At 54.3% G+C, this 25,940-nt stretch carries 25 protein-coding genes; 12 read left to right on the top strand and 13 right to left on the bottom strand.

Annotated elements, in window-relative coordinates:
• Nucleotides 1–31 precede the first annotated feature (31 nt).
• The 3 genes from SIB88_RS09890 (at nucleotide 32) to SIB88_RS09880 (ending at nucleotide 1,337) form a co-directional block, all read left to right on the top strand.
• Nucleotides 32–499, top strand: a complete 468-nt coding sequence (locus tag SIB88_RS09890) for a DUF2269 family protein (RefSeq protein ID WP_412557963.1) — start codon at nucleotides 32–34, stop codon at nucleotides 497–499.
• Nucleotides 500–623: 124 nt separating this feature from the next.
• On the top strand, nucleotides 624–800 hold the full coding sequence (locus SIB88_RS09885; RefSeq protein ID WP_412557962.1) for a hypothetical protein: 177 nt from the start codon (nucleotides 624–626) through the stop codon (nucleotides 798–800).
• Between the two features lie 108 nt (nucleotides 801–908).
• Nucleotides 909–1,337: a GlcG/HbpS family heme-binding protein gene (locus SIB88_RS09880; RefSeq protein WP_008891292.1), complete on the top strand. Its 429-nt coding sequence runs from the start codon at nucleotides 909–911 to the stop codon at nucleotides 1,335–1,337.
• A gap of 256 nt (nucleotides 1,338–1,593) precedes the next feature.
• Here SIB88_RS09880 and SIB88_RS09875 read toward each other — a convergent pair whose 3' ends face one another.
• From SIB88_RS09875 to SIB88_RS09860, 4 genes are all read right to left on the bottom strand, one after another.
• Nucleotides 1,594–2,877: a hypothetical protein gene (locus SIB88_RS09875; RefSeq protein ID WP_412557961.1), complete on the bottom strand. Its 1,284-nt coding sequence runs from the start codon at nucleotides 2,875–2,877 to the stop codon at nucleotides 1,594–1,596.
• A complete protein-coding gene (locus SIB88_RS09870) occupies nucleotides 2,877–3,617 on the bottom strand; it encodes a TlyA family RNA methyltransferase (protein ID WP_412557960.1) in 741 nt (246 codons plus the stop codon). The genes SIB88_RS09875 and SIB88_RS09870 overlap by 1 nt, the downstream gene beginning before the upstream one ends.
• 96 nt (nucleotides 3,618–3,713) lie before the next feature.
• Entirely contained in the window at nucleotides 3,714–4,391 is a 678-nt protein-coding gene (locus SIB88_RS09865) for a GntR family transcriptional regulator (protein ID WP_068518189.1), read from the bottom strand.
• 54 nt (nucleotides 4,392–4,445) lie between these two features.
• Entirely contained in the window at nucleotides 4,446–4,670 is a 225-nt protein-coding gene (locus SIB88_RS09860) for a hypothetical protein (protein ID WP_147250602.1), read from the bottom strand.
• 39 nt (nucleotides 4,671–4,709) lie between these two features.
• Here SIB88_RS09860 and dctP point away from each other — a divergent pair, with 39 nt between their 5' ends.
• The 7 genes from dctP to SIB88_RS09825 all read left to right on the top strand — a co-directional run bounded on the left by dctP (nucleotide 4,710) and on the right by SIB88_RS09825 (nucleotide 12,574).
• Entirely contained in the window at nucleotides 4,710–5,717 is a 1,008-nt protein-coding gene (gene dctP / locus SIB88_RS09855; protein ID WP_068518292.1) for a TRAP transporter substrate-binding protein DctP, read from the top strand.
• 103 nt (nucleotides 5,718–5,820) lie between these two features.
• Nucleotides 5,821–6,510 (top strand): TRAP transporter small permease, encoded by a 690-nt coding sequence (locus tag SIB88_RS09850; RefSeq protein ID WP_101248011.1) that lies wholly within the window; start codon nucleotides 5,821–5,823, stop codon nucleotides 6,508–6,510.
• Between the two features lie 12 nt (nucleotides 6,511–6,522).
• Nucleotides 6,523–7,839: a TRAP transporter large permease gene (locus SIB88_RS09845; RefSeq protein ID WP_068518190.1), complete on the top strand. Its 1,317-nt coding sequence runs from the start codon at nucleotides 6,523–6,525 to the stop codon at nucleotides 7,837–7,839.
• A complete protein-coding gene (locus tag SIB88_RS09840; RefSeq protein ID WP_114112649.1) occupies nucleotides 7,839–9,155 on the top strand; it encodes a malonyl-CoA decarboxylase in 1,317 nt (438 codons plus the stop codon). Before SIB88_RS09845 ends, SIB88_RS09840 begins: the two co-directional genes overlap by 1 nt.
• A gap of 12 nt (nucleotides 9,156–9,167) precedes the next feature.
• Nucleotides 9,168–10,694 (top strand): malonate--CoA ligase, encoded by a 1,527-nt coding sequence (locus tag SIB88_RS09835; protein WP_412557959.1) that lies wholly within the window; start codon nucleotides 9,168–9,170, stop codon nucleotides 10,692–10,694.
• Nucleotides 10,695–10,966: 272 nt separating this feature from the next.
• The gene (locus SIB88_RS09830) at nucleotides 10,967–11,668 is read left to right on the top strand and encodes a YkgJ family cysteine cluster protein (protein ID WP_412557958.1); all 702 of its coding nucleotides are present in this window, start codon (nucleotides 10,967–10,969) and stop codon (nucleotides 11,666–11,668) included.
• Nucleotides 11,669–11,791: 123 nt separating this feature from the next.
• Entirely contained in the window at nucleotides 11,792–12,574 is a 783-nt protein-coding gene (locus tag SIB88_RS09825) for an SDR family oxidoreductase (protein ID WP_412557957.1), read from the top strand.
• Nucleotides 12,575–12,665: 91 nt separating this feature from the next.
• Here the strand turns inward: SIB88_RS09825 and dxs are convergent, their stop codons facing one another.
• From dxs to SIB88_RS09800, 5 genes are all read right to left on the bottom strand, one after another.
• Nucleotides 12,666–14,585 carry a 1-deoxy-D-xylulose-5-phosphate synthase gene (dxs, locus tag SIB88_RS09820; protein WP_412557956.1) on the bottom strand — a complete coding sequence of 640 codons (1,920 nt, stop codon included), beginning with the start codon at nucleotides 14,583–14,585 and terminating at the stop codon, nucleotides 12,666–12,668.
• Between the two features lie 101 nt (nucleotides 14,586–14,686).
• Nucleotides 14,687–15,655: an alpha/beta hydrolase family protein gene (locus SIB88_RS09815; protein WP_412557955.1), complete on the bottom strand. Its 969-nt coding sequence runs from the start codon at nucleotides 15,653–15,655 to the stop codon at nucleotides 14,687–14,689.
• A gap of 26 nt (nucleotides 15,656–15,681) precedes the next feature.
• On the bottom strand, nucleotides 15,682–16,578 hold the full coding sequence (locus SIB88_RS09810; protein WP_068518195.1) for a polyprenyl synthetase family protein: 897 nt from the start codon (nucleotides 16,576–16,578) through the stop codon (nucleotides 15,682–15,684).
• Between the two features lie 9 nt (nucleotides 16,579–16,587).
• Complete coding sequence (locus SIB88_RS09805; protein WP_068518196.1) at nucleotides 16,588–16,851, bottom strand: exodeoxyribonuclease VII small subunit; 264 nt, start codon at nucleotides 16,849–16,851, stop codon at nucleotides 16,588–16,590.
• A 112-nt stretch (nucleotides 16,852–16,963) separates the two neighbouring features.
• Complete coding sequence (locus SIB88_RS09800; protein ID WP_068518197.1) at nucleotides 16,964–17,893, bottom strand: histone deacetylase family protein; 930 nt, start codon at nucleotides 17,891–17,893, stop codon at nucleotides 16,964–16,966.
• A gap of 680 nt (nucleotides 17,894–18,573) precedes the next feature.
• On the opposite strand from SIB88_RS09800, the gene SIB88_RS09795 reads away from it, so the two are divergent.
• A complete protein-coding gene (locus SIB88_RS09795) occupies nucleotides 18,574–18,891 on the top strand; it encodes an ArsR/SmtB family transcription factor (protein ID WP_068518198.1) in 318 nt (105 codons plus the stop codon).
• A gap of 94 nt (nucleotides 18,892–18,985) precedes the next feature.
• Here SIB88_RS09795 and SIB88_RS09790 read toward each other — a convergent pair whose 3' ends face one another.
• From SIB88_RS09790 to SIB88_RS09775, 4 genes are all read right to left on the bottom strand, one after another.
• Complete coding sequence (locus SIB88_RS09790; protein WP_412557954.1) at nucleotides 18,986–19,837, bottom strand: EipB family protein; 852 nt, start codon at nucleotides 19,835–19,837, stop codon at nucleotides 18,986–18,988.
• On the bottom strand, nucleotides 19,834–20,832 hold the full coding sequence (locus SIB88_RS09785) for an SPOR domain-containing protein (protein WP_412557953.1): 999 nt from the start codon (nucleotides 20,830–20,832) through the stop codon (nucleotides 19,834–19,836). The genes SIB88_RS09790 and SIB88_RS09785 overlap by 4 nt, the downstream gene beginning before the upstream one ends.
• 181 nt (nucleotides 20,833–21,013) lie before the next feature.
• Nucleotides 21,014–22,801: an aspartate--tRNA ligase gene (aspS, locus tag SIB88_RS09780; RefSeq protein ID WP_101248067.1), complete on the bottom strand. Its 1,788-nt coding sequence runs from the start codon at nucleotides 22,799–22,801 to the stop codon at nucleotides 21,014–21,016.
• 226 nt (nucleotides 22,802–23,027) lie between these two features.
• Complete coding sequence (locus SIB88_RS09775; RefSeq protein ID WP_068518298.1) at nucleotides 23,028–23,564, bottom strand: SixA phosphatase family protein; 537 nt, start codon at nucleotides 23,562–23,564, stop codon at nucleotides 23,028–23,030.
• A 199-nt stretch (nucleotides 23,565–23,763) separates the two neighbouring features.
• On the opposite strand from SIB88_RS09775, the gene SIB88_RS09770 reads away from it, so the two are divergent.
• A complete protein-coding gene (locus SIB88_RS09770) occupies nucleotides 23,764–25,911 on the top strand; it encodes an RNA degradosome polyphosphate kinase (RefSeq protein ID WP_068518200.1) in 2,148 nt (715 codons plus the stop codon).
• The last annotated feature ends 29 nt before the right edge of the window (nucleotides 25,912–25,940 follow it).

Genomic DNA, 25,940 nt, shown 5'->3' with positions numbered 1-25,940 from the left:
TTTTTCAACCGCCATCAAACCGGATCAACCGATGGAATATTTCACCGTTAAATTCATTCATGTTCTTGGCGTTGTGCTGTTTCTTGGCAACATCATTGTATCGGCACTGTGGAAGACACAGGCCGACAAAACCGGCAATCCTGTGATCATTGCCTTTGCCTGTCGGCTGGTGAATATGACGGATCTGGCCTTTACTGCATTGGGCGGTGCCTTGATAACCATTGGCGGGATCGGGCTTTTTCATGCGACCGGAATTGCGATTTCGGATGAGCCCCATCTGACAATCGGCATCAGCCTGTTTGGCATGGCCGCAATGCTGTGGGTGACGGGGTTGGTCCCCTTGCAAATCTATATGTCAAAGATCGCCAGCCGGACCGCACAGGCGGGCGATCAAACCATGCCACCGGCCTATGAAAAATGCCGCAAACTTTGGAATGTCATCGGGCTGATTGCCGCTATCTTGCCGCTGGCAACCCTGTATTTCATGATTTACCGCTAGGCAGAGCCAAGACGCCGGCATTTGCGGGTATTGCCGATCGCGTCAGTCTCAGCGGTGATGCCAACACCATGATTGTTACCGTCATCACCGTCGGGGCCCCGCCATTTGCGCTGTGCCCCGTTGTATGGCGCCACATCCCGGGCTTCATCACCTGCCCGACACGGCATTACCGCCCCCGCCATCGGTTGACATCTGCCTGATGGGGCGCGACCGCGCCAATCCGGTGCTACGCGAACTGGCCCTTGGTGCGACTGCGGCCTCGTTGCCTGATGACGTTGCGATTGAAACGGTTCCGGCCTGATTGGCCGGGCAATCTTCCACCATGTGAAAAGACGTTTTATGTGATTGATCGGCTTTTGCGCCACCACATAAGATGCGCCAGCTTATTTCAAATCCCCGGAGACGTTCCATGCTGACCATCAAACGCCTGTCAATCGAAGACGCCTATATCCTGATTGAAGGTGCACGTAATCGCGCCAACGAAATCGGCGTTCCGATGTGCATTGCCATCACCGATGAATCCGGCGTCCTTATCGCTTTTGAGCGCATGGATGGCGGCAAGGTCACCAGCACTACCATCGCTCAGGACAAATCATTCACCGCATCGGGCGCACGCAAGGGCACGCATGAATATGCCGCCGCCGCACAGCCGGGCAAACCGGCCTATGGCATTGACAGTGAAATTGGCGGCCGCCTGTCGATTGTCGCCGGTGGTCTTCCGGTCTTTGTTGATGGGGAATGCGTTGGCGGCATCGGGGTAAGTTCCGGCACCCCGCCCCAGGATCAGGATTGCGCCCAGGCCGGCATCGATTTCTTCATGAAGAAAATCGGCAAATAACGATACGGTCGCAGGTTGGAAATTGGCCTGACTTCAGGCCGATTTCCGCCCGCAAATCAAAAACCGTATTACTGACCACCTAAAGAAAGCGAAACCTACTCGGTACTTTGCCAATTTCGCAATATCAGCAAAACGTTTTAGGCTGCGAGCAGAATCCAATGTCACAGTGACACATAGAGTCAACCTGTAAACAGAGAGTTTGTTAAGCATACATTTTCTTTACTGATGCAAACTCTATAGTGCAATAAAAATGCTTTTATTTTCCAACCTTACGAAAACGATGAACGCCTATTAGGAGCACACCAAATACTGCGAAAGCTGCCGGAATCAGCCATTTCAACAAATACGCAACACGCTCTATGTACAATGACTGACGCAAGTATTCATTTGACATATCATAGATATTATTGCCTTCGGGACCGTAATAGCTTGCCATAAACTCAGCATATCCAGAACCAATTTCTGAAAGCGGATCGTAATAAGCTTCGACCAATAAGGGATTGTTCTCAATTTCATTAATACCGTATGGAATTACGATTCCAACATCTGGGTCGAGTATATATTCATCGCCAGAGCTACCTTTTGCGGAAGCAACTACATGCCCATTCAAGCCAACCATTTTCGCGGAGATGTTTTGTTCATCCAAAATCCGATAAACAACTAAAGCATTCTGAGAACAGATGCCGGATCGACGCTCCAAAGCCAGTTCAGGATCGACAAACTCCATAGATGAAAATCTATCGGGAGCCCAATAAGCCAACATAGAAAGAATGTAATTTTCCCCTAAGGGAATTCTTGTAAATTCATTCCTCCAAGCAAATACCATGTGATCATGAACAGACTGACTCAGCCTAGCGAAATACTCCTCATCATTTTCCGCTCGTGTTTTCAAAAGACTATCCACACGTTGCACCTGATTTTCTTTGCTCGCTATCTCTCCGAATGTTGACGAATTATGCGGATATACGGCAGCTCCCAAAATAACACCATATAAATTAATAGAAAAAAGAGACACAGATAAAAATAAAAACCCTCTGCCAACATTCCTAATCAACAAAGAAAAATCAACAATTAAACAAAAAGCAAACAACGAACCAAAAAATACAACCAAAGTAAAAACTACCGAAAATATGAATAGGTTTGTCTCTACCAAATCAAAATAGCTAAATTCAATCTTATAATCGCGAAAATTTTCATTAGGACTCGAATTGTCGGATGTTGAAAAATATACTTTCTTCCCCCAGTGCGAGTAGCATCCCATACCTTCGATCTGTATCGTCTTGTGCTTGCAATGCGACTTAGTAAGAGGCGAACCATCTTCAAACAGGCGCAGGGGCGACATCTGCAGGTGCGTCATGCTGTCTGAAAACCATGCGTAACGAGGCAACTCGACACTCCATGCGAATCCTTCCTCATGAGTAAACTCACCTGATAAAATCAGCTCTCGCGGTGGGACTAGCCAAAAGAAAACTCCACCCAAAAAAACAATTACTAAGAGTCCGAAAGCGCCAAGATTTCTATAAGCTTTATTTGATGACATTATCGATCTCTCCGCCCGCAAATCAAAAATTCGACATTGCCTTCCGGCCCGGTGATCGGGCTTTTGGTGATGCCCAGCACTTCCCAGCCGGGCAAGTTTGACAGCCAGTCGGAAATGGTGTCACAGACTTCCTGATGCAGTTCGGGTTCGCGGACGACGCCTTTTTTGCCGACGCGTTCCTTGCCGACTTCAAATTGCGGCTTGATCAGCGCAATCAGATGTCCGCCGGGTTTAAGGCGTTCCATACTTGCCGGAAGCACGGTTCGCAACCCGATGAAGCTGGCATCACACACCACGATATCAACAAGATCGGGAATTTGTTCATCGGTTAGATGACGGGCATTGGTCTTTTCCATGACCACGACGCGTTCGTCATTGCGCAGTTTCCAGTCAAGCTGCCCCTGCCCGACATCGACAGCATAAACCTTTGCCGCACCGTTTTGCAGCAAGACATCGGTAAAGCCACCAGTTGATGCCCCGACATCAATGCCGATAAAACCGGTCACATCAATCCCGAATTCGGCCAAGCCTTTTTCAAGCTTGAGCCCGCCGCGTGAAACCCACGGATGAGGTTGCCCGCGCAGCGTGATCGCCATGTCTTCCTTGCACTGCATGCCTGGCTTATCAAGCCGCTGCTCGCCACTAAAGACATTGCCTGCCATGATAAATGCCTGCGCCTTGGACCGGCTTTCCACCAATCCGCGTTCCACAAGCAACTGATCTAAACGTTTCTTTGCCATGGCTGCGTTTTAGCGCAACCGGACAAAAAGGTCACGCCCAATCACAGGCAAGTTTGCCCGCCGGACCAGCAGTTTTTGAAAGTCGTGAATGAGACGTCAGCTCGCCAGCGGTTCAAGATATCCGCGCGGGACGATCGCCAGAAGATCGTTCAGGGCCTCGCCCTGAACTGCAACATGCTGTTGCATCAGCTTGCCGGCAATATCGGCCTCGCCATTTGAAATGGCGCTCAGGATATCGGCATGTTCGTTGTTGGATTTTTTAACGCGCCCCGGGCGGTGAAGCTGTAAACGGCGATACGGCGCCAGCCGGTTGCGGACATTCTTGGTCTGGCGTTCCAGGAAACTGTTGCGGCACCCGGCATAGATCGCTTCGTGGAAACGCACATTGGCCTCGTAATAGGCATCAGCATCGGCATGTTCCTGAAGCGCGCTGCATTCATCGGCCAGTGCGATCAGGTTATCGATATCGACACGTGGCATACGACGCGCGGCAAGGCGGGCACACATGGCTTCGAGTTCTGCCATGACTTCGAACATTTCAATCAGTTCGGCAACCGTGATCGAGGCAACAATGGTTCCGCGACGGGGCATGGTGGCAACAAGCCCGGATCCGGCCAAAGTCTGGAGCGCTTCGCGAACCGGGGTGCGTGAAACACCGAACCGTTCGCTCAGGGAACGTTCGTCAAGCTTGTCACCGGGTTTAAGAACACCGGTCACAATATCGCGTTCAAGTTTCTGCACCAGATCGGTGGCAAGCTTACCGTTTTGCGCCATAAAACGCCCTTTTCTACAATCGGCCACTGGTATACCAGAACACATAAAATGGTACTAATCAAAGCCTTTTCTGTGCTGCTGCGCAGGGTTTTCATATTGCATTGCAAAAGTTGAATGGGAAATTTCCGCGATTTTCAAGCAAACACTCACAGGCGGGTTTGTGGCACTGCAAAACGCATCTCTGGTATACAAAATTGCATAGACAGGATGCCAGAAATCTGTAACGCTTTCCTCCAATGCGAAAACCGCATCAATAAAAAGACGCGCAAAAGCCGTCACAATGCATCCAAAAACGCATGCTTCATCCGGGAGGAAAAGATGAAGATTTTTAAAAAGACCCTTTCGGCGTCTGTCGCCGCCATCACCATGTCTGTTGCCGCTTTTGGCATGTCCGCATCTGCTGATGCGGAAACCCTGAAACTGTCGCACCAGTGGTCGACCAGCGACATCCGTCACAAGGTTGCGCAGATTGTTGCCGACGAAGTCAAAGCGGCCAATGTCGATCTGGAAATCCAGATCTTCCCGTCCGGCTCCCTGTTCAAGGCGAAGGAACAGTGGACCCCGATGACCCGCGGGCAGCTTGACATGATCGTTTACCCGCTGGCGTATGCCGGTGGTCGTGTTCCGGCAACCAACCTTACCCTGATGCCGGCACTGGTCAAAAACCATGACCATGCAAACCGCATCAACGAATCCCCGTTCATGGCTAAAATCGAAGAGCTCCTGAACGAGGACGGTGTTGTCACCGTTGCCAAGGGCTGGCTTGCTGGCGGCTTTGCATCGACCAAGGGCTGCATTCACAAGCCTGAAGACGTAAAAGGCCTTCAGATCCGCGCTGCCGGTAAATCGTTCGAGCAGATGCTTGAAGGTGCTGGTGCCTCGATCGCTGCAATGCCGAGCTCGGAAATCTATCCGGCCATGCAGACCGGCGTTCTTGACGCAACCAACACCAGCTCGTCGAGCTTCGTTTCCTATCGTATCTACGAACAGGTCAAATGCTACACCCCGGCTGCCGGCAATGCGCTGTGGTTCATGTATCAGCCGGTTCTGATGTCGAAGAAAAGCTATGACAAGCTGAATGACGCGCAGAAAGCAGCCCTGGCTGCTGCTGCGAAGAAAGCAGAAGAATACTACACCACCGAAGGCCGCAAGCAGGATTCGGACAGCATCCAGGTCTTCAAGGATGCCGGTGTTGAAATCGCCGAACTCAGCGATGAAGATTTCGCAGCATGGCAGAAACTGGCCATGGAAACTTCCTACAAGAAGTTCGTCGAAGAGACCCCGAATGGTCAGGAACTTCTGGATATGGCACTTGCTGTAAAGTGATCCATAGCTGATGTGCTGGTGGTGCCGACAAGTTCGGCACCACCCCATTTCCCAAAGAATACAAATAAACAGAACAATACGGTTCCGTCAGAGGAGTACGCGCGTGTCCAACGCCATGTCCCCGCACCCACTTCCGATTGATCTGCCCGATGATTTCGCGCAGACCCAAAGTGCGTCGCATTCCGTTAAGTCCGATATGCCGCCCCCGCCTGATGTCGAGCCAATCGACGACCACCACGCAAAGGCAGCCCGCCACCCGATGCCGCCCAAGGGGCCGCTTGATGCCTTTGTTGCCGTGATTCACACCGCATCTCGGATCTGCGGCATCGCATCGGCAACCATGTTCGGGGTTGCCATGCTGATCATTTGCCAGCTGGTGTTCATTCGTTATGCGCTTAATGACTCCACTGTCTGGCAGACCGAGGCGGTCATTTTCCTGATGATTGGCGCAACCCTGATCGGCCTGCCTTATGTGCAGTTGCTGCGCGGGCACGTGAATGTGGATTTGCTGCCGCTCTATCTTAAAAGCGGCGCGCGCATGACGCTTGCAGTTTTGACCTTGTTGTGTGGCATGGCGATCAGTGCGCTGTTTGGCTTCTATGGCCTTGAGCTCGTGCTTGAAGCCTATGATGGCGGCTGGCTGTCTGAAACCATCTGGGCGGTTCCGCTGTGGAAACCCTATTCGGCATTGCCGATCGGTTTCGGTCTTCTGTTCCTGCAGTTCCTGGCCGACTTCCTGACCCTTATCACCCGCCGGTCGACGCCGTTCGACCTGCGTGACGACGCCCTTTAAGGAGGCCGCATCATGGATCCGTTGCTTCTTGCGGCCATCGTTGGCATCGCAACCACAGTTGTTCTTTTCTCCGGTATTCCGGTTGGTATCGGCCTGCTTCTGGTCAGTGTCGGCTTCATCATCATCTTTGATGGCACCGGTTCGCTGCCGCTTTTGCCGGAAATCCTGTTTGGCAAACTTGAAAGCTTTGAAGTTCTTGCCATCCCGATGTTCATCCTGATGGGGGCGGTTGTTGCGTCCTCACGCGCCGGGGGTGACCTTTATTCCGTTCTTGATCGCTGGTTGACGCGTGTGCCGGGGGGTTTGGTTATTTCCAACCTGGGGGCATGTGCGATTTTCTCTGCACTGTCGGGGTCTTCCCCGGCAACCTGTGCTGCGATCGGCAAAATGGGCATTCCGGCAATGCGCGAACGCGGTTTTCCTGACACGGTTGCCGCCGGATCGATTGCTGCGGGTGGTACGCTTGGCATTCTGATCCCGCCAAGTGTCACCATGATCGTGTATGGTATTTCGACCGAAACCTCGATTGGTCGTCTTTTCCTTGCCGGTCTTTTGCCGGGTCTTCTGGTCACCGCCCTGTTCATGGCATGGTCGCTTTATTCGACCTGGCGTCAGGGCAATGCCCAGGCGGCACTTGGTGTCGTCAAATACAGCTGGAAGGAAAAGTTTGAAATCCTTCCGCGTGTTCTGCCCTTCCTTGTGATCATCGGTGCGGTTCTGTTTGCGCTGTATGGCGGTGTTGCGACCCCGTCCGAGACGGCTGGTGTCGGGGCATTGTTCTGCCTGATCACCGCGATGATCATTTATAAGATGTGGAAACCCGGCCAGCTTTGGAATGTCTTCCGCGACACCACCAAAGAATCGGTCATGATCCTTCTGATCATCGGGGCGGCGGGTCTGTTCAGCTATATGCTGTCATCCCTGTTCATTACCCAGTCGATTGCACAGTGGATTTCCGCACTTGAGGTCAACCGTTGGGTTCTGATGGGCTTCATCAACCTGTTCCTTCTGATCAGCGGTTTCTTCCTGCCGCCGGTTGCCGTGATCCTGATGAGCGCCCCGATCCTGCTGCCTGTGATCATCAATGCCGGTTTTGACCCGTACTGGTTCGCCGTCATTCTTACGATCAACATGGAAATCGGCCTGATCACCCCGCCGGTCGGACTGAACCTGTATGTCATCAACGGCATTGCACCCGACATCCGCCTGCAAAGCATTCTTAAGGGCGCCTTCCCTTATGTCATGTGCATGATCGTGGCCATTATCATTCTTTGCTTCTTCCCTGAAATCGCCACCTGGCTTCCAGAAACGATAATCGGAGGACGCTAATGTCAGGCATCTCTGTCAGAAGCTGGATTTCAAGCATCGCCGACCGTGGGCGTGAACTGCTTGATCTGCCAATTTCCACCCCGCAGGATTCCTTCACGCAACTCGGTGCCATGTGCAAAGACCTGGTTTCGCAAAAGGGCGAAGCACGTGGCACCGCCGTCGCCCGCGAAGTGGTCCGGCTTTGGGAAAACCTGCCAGAAGAAGATCATCTGCGCTTTTTCCAGATGATGCAGAACGACTTCAGCGCAGACCGCACCAAAGTTTCAAAAGCGGCCGACGCCTTTGCCAAGGACCCGTCAGAAACCAATCTGGCGGCCCTGACCCAGGCATCGGAACCCGCACGTCAGGAACTTCTGCGCCGCATCAATATGGCACCGGGGGGCACCCGCGCCATTGTCGATATGCGTGAAACCCTGATCGGTCTTTTGAAAACCAACCGCGATCTGGAACCGCTGAATGCCGATATGCAGCATCTGCTGACCAGTTGGTTTAATCGCGGCTTCCTTGAACTGCGTCATATTGATTGGGATACATCGGCCGCCATCCTTGAAAAACTGATCCGTTACGAAGCGGTACATGAAATTCAGGGCTGGGATGATCTGCGCCGTCGTCTGGCAACCGATCGCAAATGCTTTGCTTTCTTCCATCCGGCGATCCCCGATGATCCGCTGATCTTTGTCGAGGTCGCCCTTGTCCATGGGCTGGCCGACAGTGTTCAGGCTCTTCTGGCGCCGGAAATCGATGAAAAAGCGCCCGAAACCGCCAAGACCGCGATCTTCTATTCGATCAGCAACTGTCAGGCGGGGCTCAAGGGGATTTCATTTGGCAACTTCCTGATCAAACAGGTTGTCGAAGAACTGAAACGTGAATTCCCGCAGCTCAAGCAATTTGCCACCCTGTCGCCCATTCCGGGCTTCATGGGCTGGTTGCGGACGCGCCAGAAAAGCAAGGCCGACGATGCTGATCTTGCCGGTCAGGTTCTTGAAGGCCTTAGTCAGGATGGCTGGATCGACGATCCGGAAAAGGTCGAAGCCCTGCGCAAACCGACTGTTGCACTGTGTGCGACCTATCTTGCGACCTGCAAACGCGGTAAATCGCCACTCGATCCCACCGCACGGTTCCATCTTGGCAATGGCGCACAGCTCGAACGGCTTAACTGGTTGGGCGACACATCAATCAAGGGCCTGCGCCAGGCGGGCGGCATGATGGTCAATTATGCCTACCACCTTGACGATATTGAGAAAAATCACGAAGCGCTGATGAATGACGGAAAAATCGCAACATCGAAATCCGTCGCACAGCTTGCCGGCATTTAAGTAGGTATGACCATGTCCGATAATCTTTTTCAAACCTTTCTCGACCGTTTCCCGGCAGACAAATCGCGTACGTTCCTGATCGAACGCGATGGCACCGAGCGCAGTTTCGCCTGGTTGCTGGACCGTACCGGTCGTTATGCCGCAGTGCTGGCATCCCATGGCGTGGTCAAGGGTGACCGCGTTGCCGCACAGGTCGACAAATCATCAGACGTGATCGCGCTTTATCTTGCTTGTCTGCAACTTGGTGCCATTCACCTGCCGCTCAATACCGCGTATACCGGTGACGAGATCGCCTATTTCCTTGGCGATGCCGCACCGCGCGTCTTTGTCTGCCGCCCGACACATATCGATGCGGCCCGGACCCTTGGCGCGCAAAACAATGTTGGCGCGGTTCTGTCGCTTGGCGCCAACGGTGACGGCAGCCTGAATGACGAGGCCGCAACAGCCACCCCGATCACCGATATTGTCAGTGCCGACAAGGATGATGTTGCAGCAATCCTGTATACCTCGGGCACGACCGGCCGATCCAAGGGCGCGATGCTGACGCACAACAACCTGGGTTCAAACGCCAAAACCCTGCACGCGGCATGGGGCTTCAAGCCCGGTGATACGCTGTTGCATGCTTTGCCGCTGTTCCATACCCATGGCTTGTTCGTTGCCATCAACATCATGCTGATGAATGGTGGCAAGGTCATTCTGCTTCCGAAATTCGATGCCGATGATGTGATCGAACGTTTGCCGCAATCAACCGTTCTGATGGGGGTTCCGACCTTCTATACCCGCCTTCTGTCACATCCGCAGTTTGACAAGGATGTTACCGCTAACATGCGGTTGTTTGTGTCGGGTTCCGCACCGCTTCTGGCCGAAACCCATGACGCGTTCTTTGAACGTACCGGGCACAAAATCCTTGAACGTTACGGCATGACCGAAACCTGCATGAACACGTCCAACCCGCTGGATGGCGAACGTCGTCCGGGTGCGGTTGGCCCGACGCTGCCGGGGATCGAAGCCCGTGTGTGCGACAAGGATGGCAATGTCCTTGGGGCCGGTGAAATCGGCGTTCTTGAAGTCCGCGGCCCGAATGTGTTCAAGGGCTACTGGCAGATGCCGGAAAAAACCGCATCCGAATTCCGCACCGATGGTTTCTTTATCACCGGTGACCTCGCCACCATTGGCGAAGATGGCTATGTCACCATTGTTGGTCGCGACAAGGACCTGATCATTTCGGGCGGCTTCAACGTCTATCCGAAGGAAGTCGAAGAAGTCATCGCCGAATATGACGAAGTCGAGGAAGTCGCAATCTTCGGCCTGCCCCATCCCGACTTTGGCGAAGCCGTTGCCGGTGTCATCGTGGCGGCAAATGGCAGTCAGGCCGACACCGACGAAATCATCAAACGCACCCAGGACAAGCTTGCGAAATTCAAGGTTCCCAAGCGCATCTGGGTGATCAAGGAACTGCCGCGCAACACCATGGGCAAAATCCAGAAAGCCCAGCTGCGCAAGCAATATGCCGATACCTTTACCTCCCCAGCTGCATGATGCGATGTAGTCTGTATCTCCCGCTGTCCTGACGGGCAGCACCCAAAGGGTCTTTGACCCAACCTTCTTTCCGGTCAGAGCCGATCTGGCCGGAATTTTTTTGCCTGAATGCAATTGGCCCTACCCCGCTCAGGCCCCTATCCATGGTTGATCGTTTCCTTTTGTTATCAGCTTGTTAGGAATTGGAACGCAAAGATGCTAAATTAGACAAACAAACAACAACCAAAACGCTGGCACGTTTTCATGTGCCAATCAGGAAGTCGCTGGGATCAATGGCAGAACTTGATGAGGCCATAGACACAATAGCAGACAGCATCGCCCAGACCGGCGCGCTGACATTTGAAGCATCGCGCCGCTATGACGAGATGTTCCAGACATTTCGTCGCGTGCTTGAAGATGCCCTTGATGCGCAGCCAACCATGACGGATGCCGCGCGCGTTGCAATGTCGATGGTTGACACCGCATCACGTGCCATCCAGTCAAACTTCCCCAATCCCCAACATCGCGATTGCTGCGATCAATGCAGCGCCTGCTGCAACCTGTTTGTCAGCGTCCCGCCCGGTGTAACCGGCCTGATTGCCGACCATATCCGCAAAACATTCCCCCCCGAACAACAGGCTGACCTGTTGCAACGGCTGATGAATGCTGCCGCAACAATTGAACAATCGACCACAACGGCCGAAGTACGGGTGCGCTGCCCGCTTCTTGGGGATGACAATCGCTGCACGATTTATGAAATCCGCCCGCTTTCATGTCGGGCCTTTACATCCTCGGATGCGCGCAAATGCCACAGGATGGTGTTCGGAACACCCGAAGAACGTACCACCACCATTGATCAGGACCCGGGTCATTATCGGTTGCATATCGAAGCAACCGACGCCCTGCAACAGGCCGCGGCACGGCGTAACCTGAGCCCGCGCCAAAAGGGCTTTGTTCATGCCCTGCTTGATCAGCTGTCCCCGGCCGCAACGTAAACTGGACCGTGATCAATCGATCAATCCGGCGGGCATGGCATTGCAATTGACGAAAAATATGCCCATTTTCCGCGTTCCGGCCCATCCGGCCACCTGAATTCATCCAACAGATACGGGGCAAATATGAACAACGCGTCTGATCAACCGGTTGCTTTTGTAACCGGTGCCGCACAGGGTTTGGGTCTTGGCATTTCAAAACACCTTCTTGATGCGGGCTGGCGGGTCACCTTGTTTGATCAGGACGCCGACGCCGGGCAGGAAGCATTCGATGACCTTTCCCCCGCCCATCAGGATCGCGCGCTATTTATTGCCGGTGACGTCGCCAACGAAGCCGACGTCAAACTTGCCATTCAGCAAACCGTTGACCGGTTTGGCCGGATTGATGGTCTGGTCAATAATGCCGGCATTGCCGATCCCCATTCGGGCAGCATCGAAGACCTTGAATGGGATCGCTGGCAGCGGGTGATCAATGTCAATCTTGGCGGTGCCTTCCTTGCGGCCAAACACGCGGTTCAACATCTGCGCCCGGTCAAAGGGGCGATTGTCAATATCGCCTCGACCCGCGCGTTTCAATCAGAAGCCAACACAGAATCCTATGCCGCGTCAAAGGGGGGCATCGTTGCACTTACCCATGCGCTTGCGGTCAGTCTTGGCGGTGATGTGCGGGTCAATGCAATTGCCCCGGGCTGGATCGAAGTCGGTGACTGGCAGAAATCGGACAAGCGCACCACACCATCCCACAGTGACATCGACAAATCGCAACATCCGGTCGGGCGTGTCGGCACACCAGAAGACATCGCACAGGCGGTAAGCTTCCTTCTGGACCGCACCAAATCCGGCTTCATGACCGGCGAAACCATCCGCATTGACGGCGGGATGACCCACAAGATGATTTATGCCGACTGACACCGACTGACACCAACTGACAATGCAAAACGCCGCCCCGGGGGCGGCGTTTTGTTTTAATACTGCGGGCTGGTATTTCGGCCAAATCCGATCAGGCGCGCGCCTTGCTTTCGCTTAGGCCAAGGGCACCAAGGGCCGTCTTGACGATGCTTTGCGCATCAAGACCGGCTTTCTGATACTGGATTTCCGGCTTGTCATGGTCAATCAGTGCATCGGGCAATGCCATGGTGCGGATCTTGAGCCCGTTATCGAGCAATCCCTGCCCGGCCATATGCTGAAGAACCATGGCGCCAAAGCCATTGATCGATCCTTCTTCGATGGTGATCAGCACTTCGTGATTGCGCGCAAGATCGGCAATCAACTGATGATCAAGCGGCTTGGCAAAGCGGGCATCGGCAACCGTTGCCGGAAGGCCGCGCGCGGCAAGGTCTTCTGCGGCCAAAAGCGCCTCGGCCAAACGGGTGCCATAAGACAGAATGGCGATCTTGCTTCCTTCGCGCAGGATACGGCCCTTGCCGATTTCAAGAACCTGTCCTTCGGTCGGCATTTCAACACCAACGCCCTCGCCCCGCGGATAGCGGAATGCGCTGGGCCGGTCATCAATCGCCCAGGCCGTCGTGGTCATATGGACCAGCTCCGCCTCATCGGCGGCTGCCATCAGGACAAAGTTCGGAAGGCAGCCAAGATAGGCAATATCATAGGCCCCGGCATGGGTTGCCCCGTCTGCGCCCACCAGACCGGCACGGTCCATGGCGAAACGCACCGGAAGGTTCTGGATCGCCACATCATGAACAACCTGGTCATAACCGCGCTGAAGGAAGGTCGAATAAAGCGTGCAAAACGGTTTGTAGCCTTCGCACGCCATACCGGCGGCAAAGGTCACCGCATGCTGTTCGGCAATACCGACATCAAACGCACGATCCGGGAAACGATCGGCAAAGATGTTTACCCCCGTGCCCGATGGCATGGCAGCCGTAATCGCCGTGACCTTTTCATCCTTTTCGGCAATCTTGACCAGCGTTTCGCCATACACCTTGGTGTAACTCGGTGCATTCGGGGTCGGCTTGGCCTGTTTGCCAGTGACGACGTCAAACTTGGCAACGCCGTGATATTTGTCGGCGGCATTTTCCGCCGGGCCATAGCCCTTGCCCTTTTGGGTGACTGCATGGATCAGGATCGGTCCATCGACATCGGCATCGCGGACATTTTTGAGAACCGGCAACAGATGGTCCATGTTGTGGCCGTCAATCGGCCCGACATAGAAAAAGCCCATTTCTTCAAACAGGGTGCCGCCCGTGACCATGCCACGCGTATATTCTTCAAGCTTGCGCGCCGCTTCTTCGATCTGGCGGGGCAGATGTTTGGTTAGGCCCTTGGCCGCATTGCGCAGGCCCTGATACCCTTTGCCCGAAATCAGACGCGACAGATACCCCGACATGGAGCCCACCGGCGGGGCAATCGACATGTCGTTATCATTCAGGATCACAATCAAACGCTGATCGGTGGCCGCGGCATTGTTCATGGCTTCATAGGCCATGCCCGCACTCATCGAACCGTCGCCAATGACCGCAATCACGTTCTTGCGCTTGTCATTGGAAAGCTGGTTGGCAACCGCCATCCCAAGCCCGGCCGAGATCGAGGTCGAACTGTGCCCGGCCCCGAACGGGTCATATTCGGATTCAGACCGTTTGGTGAACCCCGAAAGCCCGCCGCCCTGACGGAGCGTGCGAATACGATCCCGACGCCCGGTCAGAATTTTATGGGGATAGCACTGATGCCCGACATCCCAGATCACCCGGTCATAGGGCGTATCAAACAGGTAATGGATCGCAACGGTCAGTTCGACCACACCAAGACCGGCACCAAGATGCCCGCCTGTGACAGATACCGCATCAATCACCTCGGCGCGCAATTCATCTGCGACCTGCTTCATCTGGGCAGACTGCAATTTGCGCAGCTCGTCTGGGGTGTTAATTGTATCCAATAGCGGTGTCTTGGAGGTCGTGCTCATACCGATCTCGATTTTCAATTTTTTATATGGCGTAGATTACAACAGAGTGACGTTTCCGGGTCGATGTTGCAAGCTGCGTAAAATAGCGGGGTTCAACCGATTTAGCGACCCTGAATTTCACCGCTTTGCACCTTCTCGAAGAAACGGTGAACAACCTGTTCGACAGTGCGGTGAATGGTGTCGCGATCCTGACCGAAATCACGGCACAAATAGCTAAAGTTTTCAGCAATATAAGGCGTACATTTCGGCAGAAATGAATAATGCCCCGCCCCTTTGACCTTGATGAATTTCGCCCGGCCGCGCAACAGATTGCGAAAGTGGGCGGCATTAACATGGTCATGCAGAATTTCGTCTGTATCGGCCTCGACAAACAACATCGGCACCTTCACATCGGCCAACCCGTCATCGGTTGCCGCCACGCCGAAGGCCGGGGTTACCGCAACAATGGCCGATATCCGGTCATCGTATTCCGAAACCACCGGCCCGCCATAGGTTTGATGCAGACGATCAATATGATCATCTGTCGGGGCATACTGGCAAATGACCTTGTCGGTTTCGCCATTCACGGTGCAGTAACTTTGCCAGGCCCGGGCATCAAAATCCCACCCTGCCAGTTTAAGCACCGTGGCACCGCCCGCCGAATGGCCAAGCGCATAGATCCTGTCATGATCAATCTGCTCGGCGATGTCATCGTGATCAAGCAACAGATCAAGCGCCAGCCGCATTTCGCGCGGGCGGCGTTCAATGATCGTGATCTGGCGGGCATCGGATGCATCAAGGTAGTTGTCACCTTCATGCTGCGGGGCTGCAACAATATAACCCCGCCGTGCCAGATATTCCGCCAGCCAGAACTGATTGAAACGATGGCCTTCCGAACCGTGCGAAAACATCACGATCGGAAACGGACCATCCGTGGCAAAGGCCGCATTACGCGCGGCACTTGATGCCACGCCCATATGGCGCACCGAACTTTCCGGCGCGGATGCGGGATACCAGATCGCCAGTGGAAATGGATCCTTGTCAAACAGCCGGTCTCGAAAGCCGGCTGTGTATTTGGTGTGTTCAGTCATTGTGGGGCGCTTTGACGATATCGGGCTTAACGGCCGCGTTCGACAACGAAACGCGCCACCGCGCGCAGCGGTTCGGCCTCGCCGTCAAAGCAGCTCAGATGGTTGATTGCCTGATCACACAGCATGGCGGCCTGATCACGGGCCTGATCAAGGCCCAGCAATTTGACAAAGGTCGACTTGTCCTGATCAAGGTCCTTGCCCGCTGTCTTGCCAAGCTCCTCGGAACTTGCTTCGACATCAAGCAGATCATCCTTGATCTGGAACGCCAGTCCCATGTCATGGGCATAGGATCGCAGCGCCATGCGAATGCTTTTGGGTGCCTTGCCAAGGATCGCCCCGGCTTCGCAGGCAAAGGCAAACATGCGCCCGGTTTTAAGCAAATGCAGATGCGTGACCTGTGCCTGATCAAAGGACTGGCCTTCGCCCGCCAGATCAATCATCTGCCCGCCAACCATGCCATGCGGACCAGCCGCACGGGCAAGGGCGCGGACAAGATCGGTGCAAACGCGCGGATCGGGATGGGTATCTTCGTCGGCCAGAACTTCAAACGCCTGGGTCAAAAGCGCATCCCCGGCAAGGATCGCGGTTGCCTCGTCAAACTGCTTGTGGCAGCTCGGCTTGCCGCGACGCAGATCATCGTCATCCATCGCGGGCAAATCATCATGGATCAGCGAATAGCTGTGGACCATCTCGACCGCCGCCGCAACCCGAAGGGCGGACTGGCGCGATACCTTGAACAATGACGCAGAACTCAACACCAGAAACGGGCGCAGACGTTTGCCTTCGCCCAAGGTGGAATAACGCATCGCCTGAAACAGGCGTTGCTCGATCTGGCCATTGGCACGCGGCAAAATATTATCCAGCGTCTCGCCAAGATCAGCAGACGCAGCACTCAGTCCGGCAAGCAGGTCGTAACTCACCATGGCCTCCGATTACTCGATTTCAGTCGGGGTTGCCGACGGGCGGCCATCCGCATTCAGGGTGATTTTTTCGATGCGTTCTTCGGCTGCACGCAATTTGTCCGCACAATGCCGTTTCAGGGCCGCACCACGCTCATAGGATGCGATTGCGTCATCAAGCCCGACCTGTCCCTGTTCGAGCTGACGAACAAGAGTCTCAAGCTGGCCCAGCGCCTCTTCGAAGCTGAGTTTTGCGATATCCTCGGGAATGGCGGAAGATGAAGTAGCCTCGGACATGTAAGCTCCATTTCTTTGATTGGCGCGGAGTTTACGCGCAAGTCCGGATCAGGGCAACCAGACAGAATGGAATTTCGTCACGCCGAAATATTCCTGTGCAACACAGATCGCCCTATCCGGTCATCAGGGTCCGGACATGTTGCAAAACACTGTCGGCAAGGGACGGCAAATCATATCCGCCCTCCAGCAACGAGACCAGCCGCCCCTGACATTGCGCATCGGCAAGCGCCATCAATTGCCGCGTCATCCAGACAAAATCGTCGGTCTCGAAACACAGCCCGGCAAGCGGATCATTCTTGTGGGCATCGAACCCCGCCGAGATGATCAGAAGTTCCGGCTTGAAGGCGGAAATTCCGGGCAAGACGGTCTGGTTAAAAGCAGCCTGCATTTCCGCAGTACCCGCCCCGGCGGTCAATCCGACATTCAGGATATTGTTGGCACAGCCGCGTTCGGTCTCGGCCCCGGTTCCGGGATAAAGCGGCCACTGATGGGTCGAACAGTAAAACAGGTCCGGATCATTATAAAAAAGATCCTGGGTGCCGTTGCCGTGATGCACATCGAAATCCATCACCGCAATGCGTTTAAGCCCATAGCGTTTCCGTGCGTGATGGGCGGCAACCGCCGCATTGTTGAACAAACAGAACCCCATTGCCCGGTCATATTCCGCATGATGCCCGGGGGGCCTGGTTGCGACAAAGGCGTTACTTTCATGCCCGTCAACAACCGCATCAACCGCAACGCATGCGCCGCCTGCTGCGCGCAAGGCCGCCTTGCCAGACTTCGCCGAAACATAGGTATCCCCGTCAAGCGACCTGATCCCGGTTTCGGGAATCGTTGCCATCACCTTGTCCACATAGGCCGGATCGTGCACCGCCTTGATCAGATCGATATCGGCAAGCGGGGCTTCCTCGCGGTGCAGGAACATGAATTCCTCGGCCTCGAATACGCGCTGGATCACGCGCAGCCGATCCGCGGACTCCGGATGTCCGGGGCCGGTATCATGTTCAATGCAATCGTGATGGGTAACGAACAAAGTCGCCATCTGTCTGGGTCGCCTTCCTGATTGGATCAGTTGTCTGATCGGTCTTGCGGGTTCATGGCCGACATGTCCCGCTTTTATGCGTGATTTTGATATTATAATCGCGATACGTGACGTCCCGCTTTGTTCTAAATCAGCATATCGGGCATGGGCGCTGCAAGTCCTTTGGTCCCGGATTCCGGACTCTTTGGTTATATAACAGTGCCAAACCTGTATAAGCGTTCACAGTTTTGCCCTTTTTTTAGTGTTATATTCTTGAAATCGGATCCATTGTTGTGCACAGAATAACAATCGAGGTTCGATGACAAATTGCCCGTAAATCGGCGCAATTTTGCCTTTAAACCCTGCGACAAGTCAGGGTAATTTGAACATGAGCTTATCGGATAAATTTCTGATATTTGGGCGAAAATCCGGAGTGACACGAAGTTTTCCAACCGATTCACATCCCGCAGAGGCACTGTTGAGAACAAACACCATCTTGACAGAAACTGCATATACTTGAGAATAAGAACGAACCAAACATTAGTGTTTGGCTGGTTCAAGAGCAACAGCCTCAAAGGTTGTAAAAGGAATGGAAAATCCGGTCACATGATCCCGTCAAAATTGTCGGAATCAAATGACAAAAAAATACGGATTTTCATTGGGACAATGGCCGCTTGCGGTCAGGCTTATAAGGAAGCCAAATGGAACTAAACCATCTAGAACAAAAGGCCCAGCAGGCGAGCACCCTGTTGAAGGCCATGAGCAATCAGAGCAGACTGCTAATCCTTTGCCAACTTAACGAAGGCGAAAAGTCCGTTGGTGAACTCGAACGTATCGTCGGGCTCAGCCAGTCCGCCCTGTCGCAGCATCTTGCACGCCTGCGTCGTGACAAACTTGTAAAAACGCGTCGCGAAGCACAGACCATCTTCTATTCGTTGCATGGTGATGAAGCACTGCGTGTTATCAAAACACTCTATGGGCTTTACTGCGATACCAGTAGCAATGCCGCTGCTGCGTGAAGATGACCAGGGTACTCCCCCACAAAAAAAGCCTGCCAATGTGGCAGGCTTTTTTTGTGGGTTGATGCACGCATCACCGACACATTCACAGACCTCATCCGCAATCGGGTTGCGGCAACTTCGATACCTTGTCCAAAGTGCCGAACACTTCGAACTCGCCATAATCAAACCGCATGGCATGGGCCACACCGTTTTCCCCGAAATCAACCGCCATTTCGGTCGAAGGTCCGTTTTCCGCCTCGCCCAGCGGATAGAATGCCAGGCTCATGCGGTGAAACGGCGTATCGGCAATCCCGTCGGGGTCATCCGCCTTGTGTTCGGGTTTCTTTTCACCGGAAATCACCACCGCAATCCGGTTGGTCGGGGTTTCACCGCTGCCATCAAAGACCAGATCATTGCCAAATTTCTCGCCGGCAGCCGCCCGTTTTAACAGCTCCACCGAATGCTGGGTCGGGAACATGGTATCTGCTGGAAGCTCTTCGGTGACTTCGACCGGGATTTCATAGGTGACCGTCACCCCGTCGCTTTCACGCACTGCCTTGCCAACGATTTCGTCGACCTTGGTGCCATCAAGATAATCCCGCATTCTGAACCGGTATTGTGTCCCGGCGAAGTTTTCCCACTGGGTCATCGAATAGGCGGAATTGATTGACGCCCCCTCGGACCCTTGCAGGATCATGATCTGCTGCATCTCTGTGACCCAGCCATCGCACATTTTTTCAAAGCGATAGCCCAGAACACCGGACGCATCGACCACCGAACTGCCCTGCTCGGACCGGGTCATCTTGAAATGATATTCTGCAACATGGGGCACCATCGTGCTTTCCATGGCGGAAATATTCCCCGCCTGTGCGGCACATCCGGCAAGGCCCGAACACAAGATCAGCGTTCCTGCAAAGGAACGCCGATTGACTTCAAACTTCGAAAACAAAACCGACAAAATCACTCTCCGGTGGCGCCAATCCCGACAATCCAGGGATCTTTAACACCCTTTTTGGCAGCAAGAAGGCGTAAATCATTTGCATGTTCTGCCGAAAGCGGCCCGACAGCGACCCGCATATAGGTGCGGCCACTGACAAGTGCATTCAAAAGTCGCGGCTGATATTCGTGATAAATCTCAAGCGCCTTCTGGGCACGCAGCTTGTCGGTAAAACTTGCCAGAATGACATAATCACCGGGCAGCGGCGCTGCAAGTACATCACCGGCCAATCCCTGGCCGTCTTTGGTCACATCAATCGGTGCGGAACCCGTTGTGCCATCATCGGTCATAACGGTGGTGTCAACCAGGGCGGCCGTTACGGTTCCGCTCAAGGCCGGCTCGGCCGGTTTTGCATCGGGGACATATCCGGCAATTGCCGCATCGGCTTCGGCCTGGGGATCAAGAACATTCCCCTCGCGGCCATATGAATTCACATCACCAAGATCGAGTTGCTCGCTCGCAGATGCGACCTCAACCGGCTGCGCATCGGCAAGCCTGTCATTGGTTGCCACTTGATCGACCGGCACTTCATCGACCGGTGCGACAGGTGCATCAAGTGCGGCTTCGCTCACGCTTGCGCGCGGCGGAAGATCGGTTTTGATGATCGGGGTGGCCGTCATGTCGGCCGGGCGCGACCAGTTTTCAGCCGGTGCATTGACCGCATAGATTTCCGGGCGGGCGGCGCGAATTTCACGTTTAATTTCGGGCTCGCCCATCACTGCAAGGGCGGCGGCCTCTTCCTCAAGGATGGTGTCCTCATCCTTGCAAACATCCTGATCAAACAGCGGACGGTGCAAGGCGCAATCCTGCGCGGCGACGATTGAAACAGCGTGATCGGTGGTGCTTTTGCCGGTTGTGACATAACTGATCAGGTCACCTGCCAGTTTGGCGACGGTAAGTTCGATCGGCCCGCCACATGCGCCCAGCGCCAAAGGTGCCGCCACAACTAATATCTTTTTCACAGCCCGTCCCCCGCAGGATCAAATTTGTTCTATTGCGGGCACTTTGACGCATTGGCGGTTAATATTAGGTAACCAAAACCTGCCCGCATCATCCGGTGGGGCACAAGTTCAACGAAAAACGGCCCGGAAAACCGGGCCGCTCTTTTCGTTTGAAATCCAGGTCGGATGACCGGTCTTTCAATCAGTCTTTTTTTGCCTTCGGCGGCATCTGGACACGCAGATGCAATTCCTTGAGCTGCTTGTCTTCGACATTCGACGGCGCATTCATCATAAGGTCCTGCGCCTGCTGGTTCAGCGGGAAGGCAATGACTTCACGAATGTTCGGCTCGTCTGCCAGCAGCATGACGATACGGTCAACACCCGGTGCGGAACCACCGTGCGGCGGGGCGCCGAATTTGAATGCGTTAAGCATGCCACCGAACTGTTCTTCGACAACATCCTTGCCGTAACCGGCGATTTCGAACGCACGATACATGATGTCCGGGCGATGGTTACGAATGGCACCCGACGACAGTTCGATACCGTTACAGACGATGTCATACTGCCACGCCTTGATATCGAGCGGGTTCATGGTCTCAAGTGCTTCAAGACCACCCTGCGGCATCGAGAACGGGTTGTGGCTGAATTCGATCTTGCCGTCGTCGTCTTCCTCATACATCGGGAAATCAACGATCCAGCAGAATTTGAACATGCCTTCTTCACGCAGTTCAAGTTCGTCACAGACCTTGTCACGGACCTTACCGGCAAATTTGGCGGCTGCCAGTGCCTTGTCACAGACAAAGAAGACCGCGTCGCCATTGGCAACGCCGGTGATTTCCTTGATCTGGGCGATACGGTCAGCATCAAGGTTCTTGGCAATCGGGCCTTTTGCTTCGCCGTCTTCGCCATAAACGATGTAGCCAAGACCAGCCGCACCTTCATCACGTGCCCACGAATTGAGTTTGTCAAAGAAGCTGCGTGGGCGTGCTGCGGCACCGGTTGCCGGAATGGCACGAACGACCGAACCTTTTTCGATGTTCGACGCAAAGATGCCAAAGCTCGAACCACGGAACGGCTCGGTCACATCGGAAATGATCAGCGGGTTGCGCAGGTCCGGCTTGTCCGAACCGTATTTCGCCATCGATTCATCAAACGGAATACGCGGGAACGGGAACGGGGTCACATCACGACCACCGCCAAACTCGACAAAGATTTCGTACAGAACCGGCTCAATCGCGGCAAACACGTCTTCCTGGGTGGCAAAGGCCATCTCGAAGTCGAGCTGATAAAACTCGCCCGGCGAACGGTCGGCACGGGCGTCTTCATCACGGAAGCACGGTGCGATCTGGAAGTAACGGTCAAAGCCCGAAACCATCAGAAGCTGTTTGAACTGCTGCGGGGCCTGCGGCAGGGCATAGAACTTGCCCGGATGCATGCGCGACGGCACCAGGAAGTCACGCGCACCTTCCGGCGAACTTGCCGTCAGGATCGGGGTCTGGATTTCCAGGAAGCCCTGTGCGGTCATTTTCTGGCGCATGGCCGAAATGACTTTGGAACGCAGAACGATGTTGGAATGCACGCTTTCACGACGCAGGTCGAGATAACGGTGACGCAGGCGGATTTCCTCGCCATATTCGACATCGCCAAAGACCGGCATCGGCAACACTTCGGCCGAAGACTGAACTTCGACATTCGATGCGTAAACTTCAATTTCGCCGGTCGGCAGATTCGGGTTGATGGTTTCTGCGGTACGTTTGACAACCTTGCCATCCACCGTGATCACGCTTTCGGCGCGCGCTTTATCAAGCGTTTCAAACAGCGGGCTGGAAATGTCGATCACGACCTGGGTGATGCCGTAATGGTCGCGCAGGTCAACAAACAGAAGGTTGCCGTGGTCACGCTTACGGTGAATCCAGCCAGACAGACGAACTTCCGCATCTGCGTCAGTCGCGCGCAGCGCATTACAATTGTGTGAGCGATAAGGATGCATTGTCATTCCAGGTTGCTTTATATTTTGGGCCGCAAATTTGGCCGCAAAGGTGCATGCCAGACCCGCGCTGTCAAACAAAAAACGCACCACAACGTGCCCGGCCCGAACAATTCGGGACGTTTTGCTGTGATGTGTCGGTTGCCGTTCAGACGCGGCGTCAAAATTTCAGCGGTATAAAACGCTCTCGGGGGCTGCGCGTCAAGTGCTGTCACCAGAGACAGTCAAATCATTCCGATCCGATTTTGACAGCCTGCAATTCCTTGACCTTGGTAAAGCCGATCAGCCTGCCGGTGCCAAATGCAATATCGGTCCAGTTTTCAACATCAAATTCAAAATGCGCCAACGCACATGTCGGGAATTTTCGCGCCATGGCGTCGCGCGCGACCTCGTCCCCGCCGCCAAACAGTGCCTGGGCGAATTGTTCCATCCCCGGATTATGGCCGATGAACATCACGGAATTTGCGTCCTCGTGGGTGTGATGCAAACTTTCAAGCAGCACCCGTTCCCCCGCCATATAAAGATCTTCGCTATAGATAACGTCCGCATTGCTGGCAAAATCACGCCCAAGAAGGCCAAGCGTCTGAACCGCACGGGCGGCTGTCGAACACCACACCAGATCAGGGATCAGAGCCTGCTCGCGCAAGTAACGCCCCATAAAGGGGGCTGCCTTCTCGCCACGGCGGTTCAATTCCCGATCATGGTCGGCCCGACCGGGATCGGCCCAGCTTGATTTGGCATGTCTGAGCAACAGCAACGTTTTCATGTCTTTGGTCTTTACGGCCATGAAGGATGATCAAACGGTGTTCTTCCATGCCATATCAACGCCCGCGATGCCATCAGAAAAACTGACACATAAATTTAAGAAAATTGCACGGGCGCAAACAGTTATCCTATACTCCATTTGCAACCGGGACCTGTCGCATAAATTCAAAGACATTCCCTCAATCCGCAGGAGGCATAGCGTGACTCACGCCGCTGCAGTTCAATCAAGCGCGATCACCATTGATTCGGAAAGCCGCTTTATCAATCGCGAACTTTCGTGGCTGGCTTTCAACAATCGTGTTCTTGAAGAAGCCCAGAACAGCGGGCACCCGCTGCTTGAACGTTTGCGCTTTCTGTCGATTTCGGCCAGCAACCTTGATGAATTCTACATGGTCCGCGTCGCGGGCCTTGTCGGGCAACTTCGTGCCGGCATGACCAAAGTCAGCCAGGATGGCATGAGCCCGTCCGAACAGCTGCGTGCCATTACCTTTGATGCCAACCAGTTGATGCAGGATCAGCAACGCATCTGGCGTCAGCTCAGCCGTGAAATGGAACAACAGGGCATCTCGGTCATTGATCAGTCCGATCTGACCCAGACCGATCGCAAATGGCTTGATGGCTATTTCATGCGGGAAATCTTTCCGACCCTGACCCCGCTTGCGATTGACCCGTCACACCCGTTCCCGTTCATTCCCAACCTTGGCTTTGCCATTGTGATGCAGCTGTTTGACCCGGCGGATGGTCACAATATGCGCGGTCTGATCCCGGTCCCGCAAAAGATCGGCCGGTTCCTGCGCCTGCCCGGCCGGACCGAACGCTATCTTCCGGTCGAACAGGCGATCTTGCTGTATCTCGGCAAGCTGTTCCCGGGCTTCGATATGATCGAACATGGTTTCTTCCGCGTCATCCGTGACTCGGATGTCGAGATCGAAGAAGAAGCAGAAGACCTCGTGCGCGTTTTCAAAACCGCGCTTAAACGCCGCCGTCGTGGCAGCATCATCCGCCTTAAGGTCAATGCCGGCATGCCCGAAGACCTTCTGGACTTTGTGATCGACGAACTTGATGTCGCACTCGAAGAAGTCGTCAAGGTTGATGGTCTTTTGGGTGTTGTCGATGTCAAACAGCTGATCGATTCCGATCTGCATCATGATTTGCTGTTTGCGCCCTATGCCGCGCGCTATCCGGAACGGGTGCGCGACTTTGGTGGCGATTGCTTTGCCGCGATCAGCAAAAAGGACCTGGTGGTTCACCACCCGTTCGAAGATTTCGACGTGGTGGTGCAGTTCCTGCTTCAGGCAGCACGTGATCCCGATGTCGTCACCATCAAACAGACGCTTTACCGTACGTCGGAAAACAGCCCGATCGTCAAGGCCCTGATCGCCGCGGCCGAGGCCGGAAAATCCGTTACCGCCATGGTCGAGCTCAAAGCCCGCTTTGACGAAGAAGCCAACCTGCGCTGGGCGGCCGACCTTGAACGTGCGGGTTGTCAGGTGGTCTATGGCTTCCTTGACTGGAAAACCCACGCCAAGGTGTCGCTGGTTGTGCGCCGTGAAACCCACGGCCTTAAAACCTATGTCCATTTCGGGACCGGCAACTATCATCCGATCACGGCCAAATTCTATACCGATATTTCCTTCTTCTCGTGCGATCCGGCACTGGGGCGTGACGCGGCAAGCATCTTTAATTTCATGACCGGCTATGCCACGCCGCGTTCTTTGGAAAAGATCGCGATTGCACCGCATACCTTGCGGCCAACCCTTCTGACCCACATCGATCAGGAAATCGAAAACTGCAAGGCCGGCAAGCCGTCCGGCATCTGGGCCAAGATGAACAGTCTTGTCGATCCGGTGGTAATCGATGCACTTTATCGTGCAAGCCAGGCGGGCGTTCATGTCGAACTGGTGGTGCGCGGGATTTGCTGTTTGCGTCCGGGTGTGCCGGGGCTTTCGGAAAACATTCGCGTCAAATCGATTGTCGGCCGGTTCCTTGAACATTCGCGCATTGTGGTCTTTGCCAACGGGGCCAAACTTCCGTCGCGCAAGGCCAAGGCATTCATCTCCTCTGCCGACTGGATGCCACGCAATTTGAACCGCCGGGTTGAAACCCTTGTTCCGGTTGAAAACCCGACCTGTCAGCGCCAGATTGTTGAACAGATCATGATTGCCAATCTCAAGGACACTGCACAGGCCTGGTATCTTCAGCCAGATGGCTCTTACGAACGTTGTGAAGCTGATCAAAAGGCATTTTCATCCCATCAGTATTTCATGACCAATCCGTCCCTGTCAGGTCGCGGCAGCGCCCTGAATGAAGAGGACCCGAATGTCCCCGTTCTGCAACTTGATGACTGATGCCGTCAAAATGCAGACACACGACCAAC

It is taken from the genome of Thalassospira sp. MIT121401 (genome assembly GCF_047125595.1).
Classification (GTDB): Bacteria; Pseudomonadota; Alphaproteobacteria; order Rhodospirillales; family Thalassospiraceae; genus Thalassospira; species Thalassospira povalilytica.
Note: the sequence above shows the minus strand (reverse complement) of the source record. Positions and strands in the feature narration are given on the sequence as shown.

Coding starts and splice junctions, on each gene's coding strand:
- SIB88_RS09815 (WP_412557955.1), bottom strand. CDS start 15,655: ATGACTGAACACACCAAATACACAGCCGGCTTTCGAGACCGGCTGTTT.
- SIB88_RS09865 (WP_068518189.1), bottom strand. CDS start 4,391: ATGGCGCAAAACGGTAAGCTTGCCACCGATCTGGTGCAGAAACTTGAA.
- SIB88_RS09810 (WP_068518195.1), bottom strand. CDS start 16,578: ATGGTGAGTTACGACCTGCTTGCCGGACTGAGTGCTGCGTCTGCTGAT.
- SIB88_RS09880 (WP_008891292.1), top strand. CDS start 909: ATGCTGACCATCAAACGCCTGTCAATCGAAGACGCCTATATCCTGATT.
- dctP (WP_068518292.1), top strand. CDS start 4,710: ATGAAGATTTTTAAAAAGACCCTTTCGGCGTCTGTCGCCGCCATCACC.
- SIB88_RS09885 (WP_412557962.1), top strand. CDS start 624: ATGGCGCCACATCCCGGGCTTCATCACCTGCCCGACACGGCATTACCG.
- SIB88_RS09840 (WP_114112649.1), top strand. CDS start 7,839: ATGTCAGGCATCTCTGTCAGAAGCTGGATTTCAAGCATCGCCGACCGT.
- SIB88_RS09875 (WP_412557961.1), bottom strand. CDS start 2,877: ATGTCATCAAATAAAGCTTATAGAAATCTTGGCGCTTTCGGACTCTTA.
- SIB88_RS09835 (WP_412557959.1), top strand. CDS start 9,168: ATGTCCGATAATCTTTTTCAAACCTTTCTCGACCGTTTCCCGGCAGAC.
- SIB88_RS09870 (WP_412557960.1), bottom strand. CDS start 3,617: ATGGCAAAGAAACGTTTAGATCAGTTGCTTGTGGAACGCGGATTGGTG.
- SIB88_RS09825 (WP_412557957.1), top strand. CDS start 11,792: ATGAACAACGCGTCTGATCAACCGGTTGCTTTTGTAACCGGTGCCGCA.
- SIB88_RS09830 (WP_412557958.1), top strand. CDS start 10,967: ATGGCAGAACTTGATGAGGCCATAGACACAATAGCAGACAGCATCGCC.
- SIB88_RS09805 (WP_068518196.1), bottom strand. CDS start 16,851: ATGTCCGAGGCTACTTCATCTTCCGCCATTCCCGAGGATATCGCAAAA.
- aspS (WP_101248067.1), bottom strand. CDS start 22,801: ATGCATCCTTATCGCTCACACAATTGTAATGCGCTGCGCGCGACTGAC.
- dxs (WP_412557956.1), bottom strand. CDS start 14,585: ATGAGCACGACCTCCAAGACACCGCTATTGGATACAATTAACACCCCA.
- SIB88_RS09890 (WP_412557963.1), top strand. CDS start 32: ATGGAATATTTCACCGTTAAATTCATTCATGTTCTTGGCGTTGTGCTG.
- SIB88_RS09795 (WP_068518198.1), top strand. CDS start 18,574: ATGGAACTAAACCATCTAGAACAAAAGGCCCAGCAGGCGAGCACCCTG.
- SIB88_RS09800 (WP_068518197.1), bottom strand. CDS start 17,893: ATGGCGACTTTGTTCGTTACCCATCACGATTGCATTGAACATGATACC.
- SIB88_RS09775 (WP_068518298.1), bottom strand. CDS start 23,564: ATGAAAACGTTGCTGTTGCTCAGACATGCCAAATCAAGCTGGGCCGAT.
- SIB88_RS09845 (WP_068518190.1), top strand. CDS start 6,523: ATGGATCCGTTGCTTCTTGCGGCCATCGTTGGCATCGCAACCACAGTT.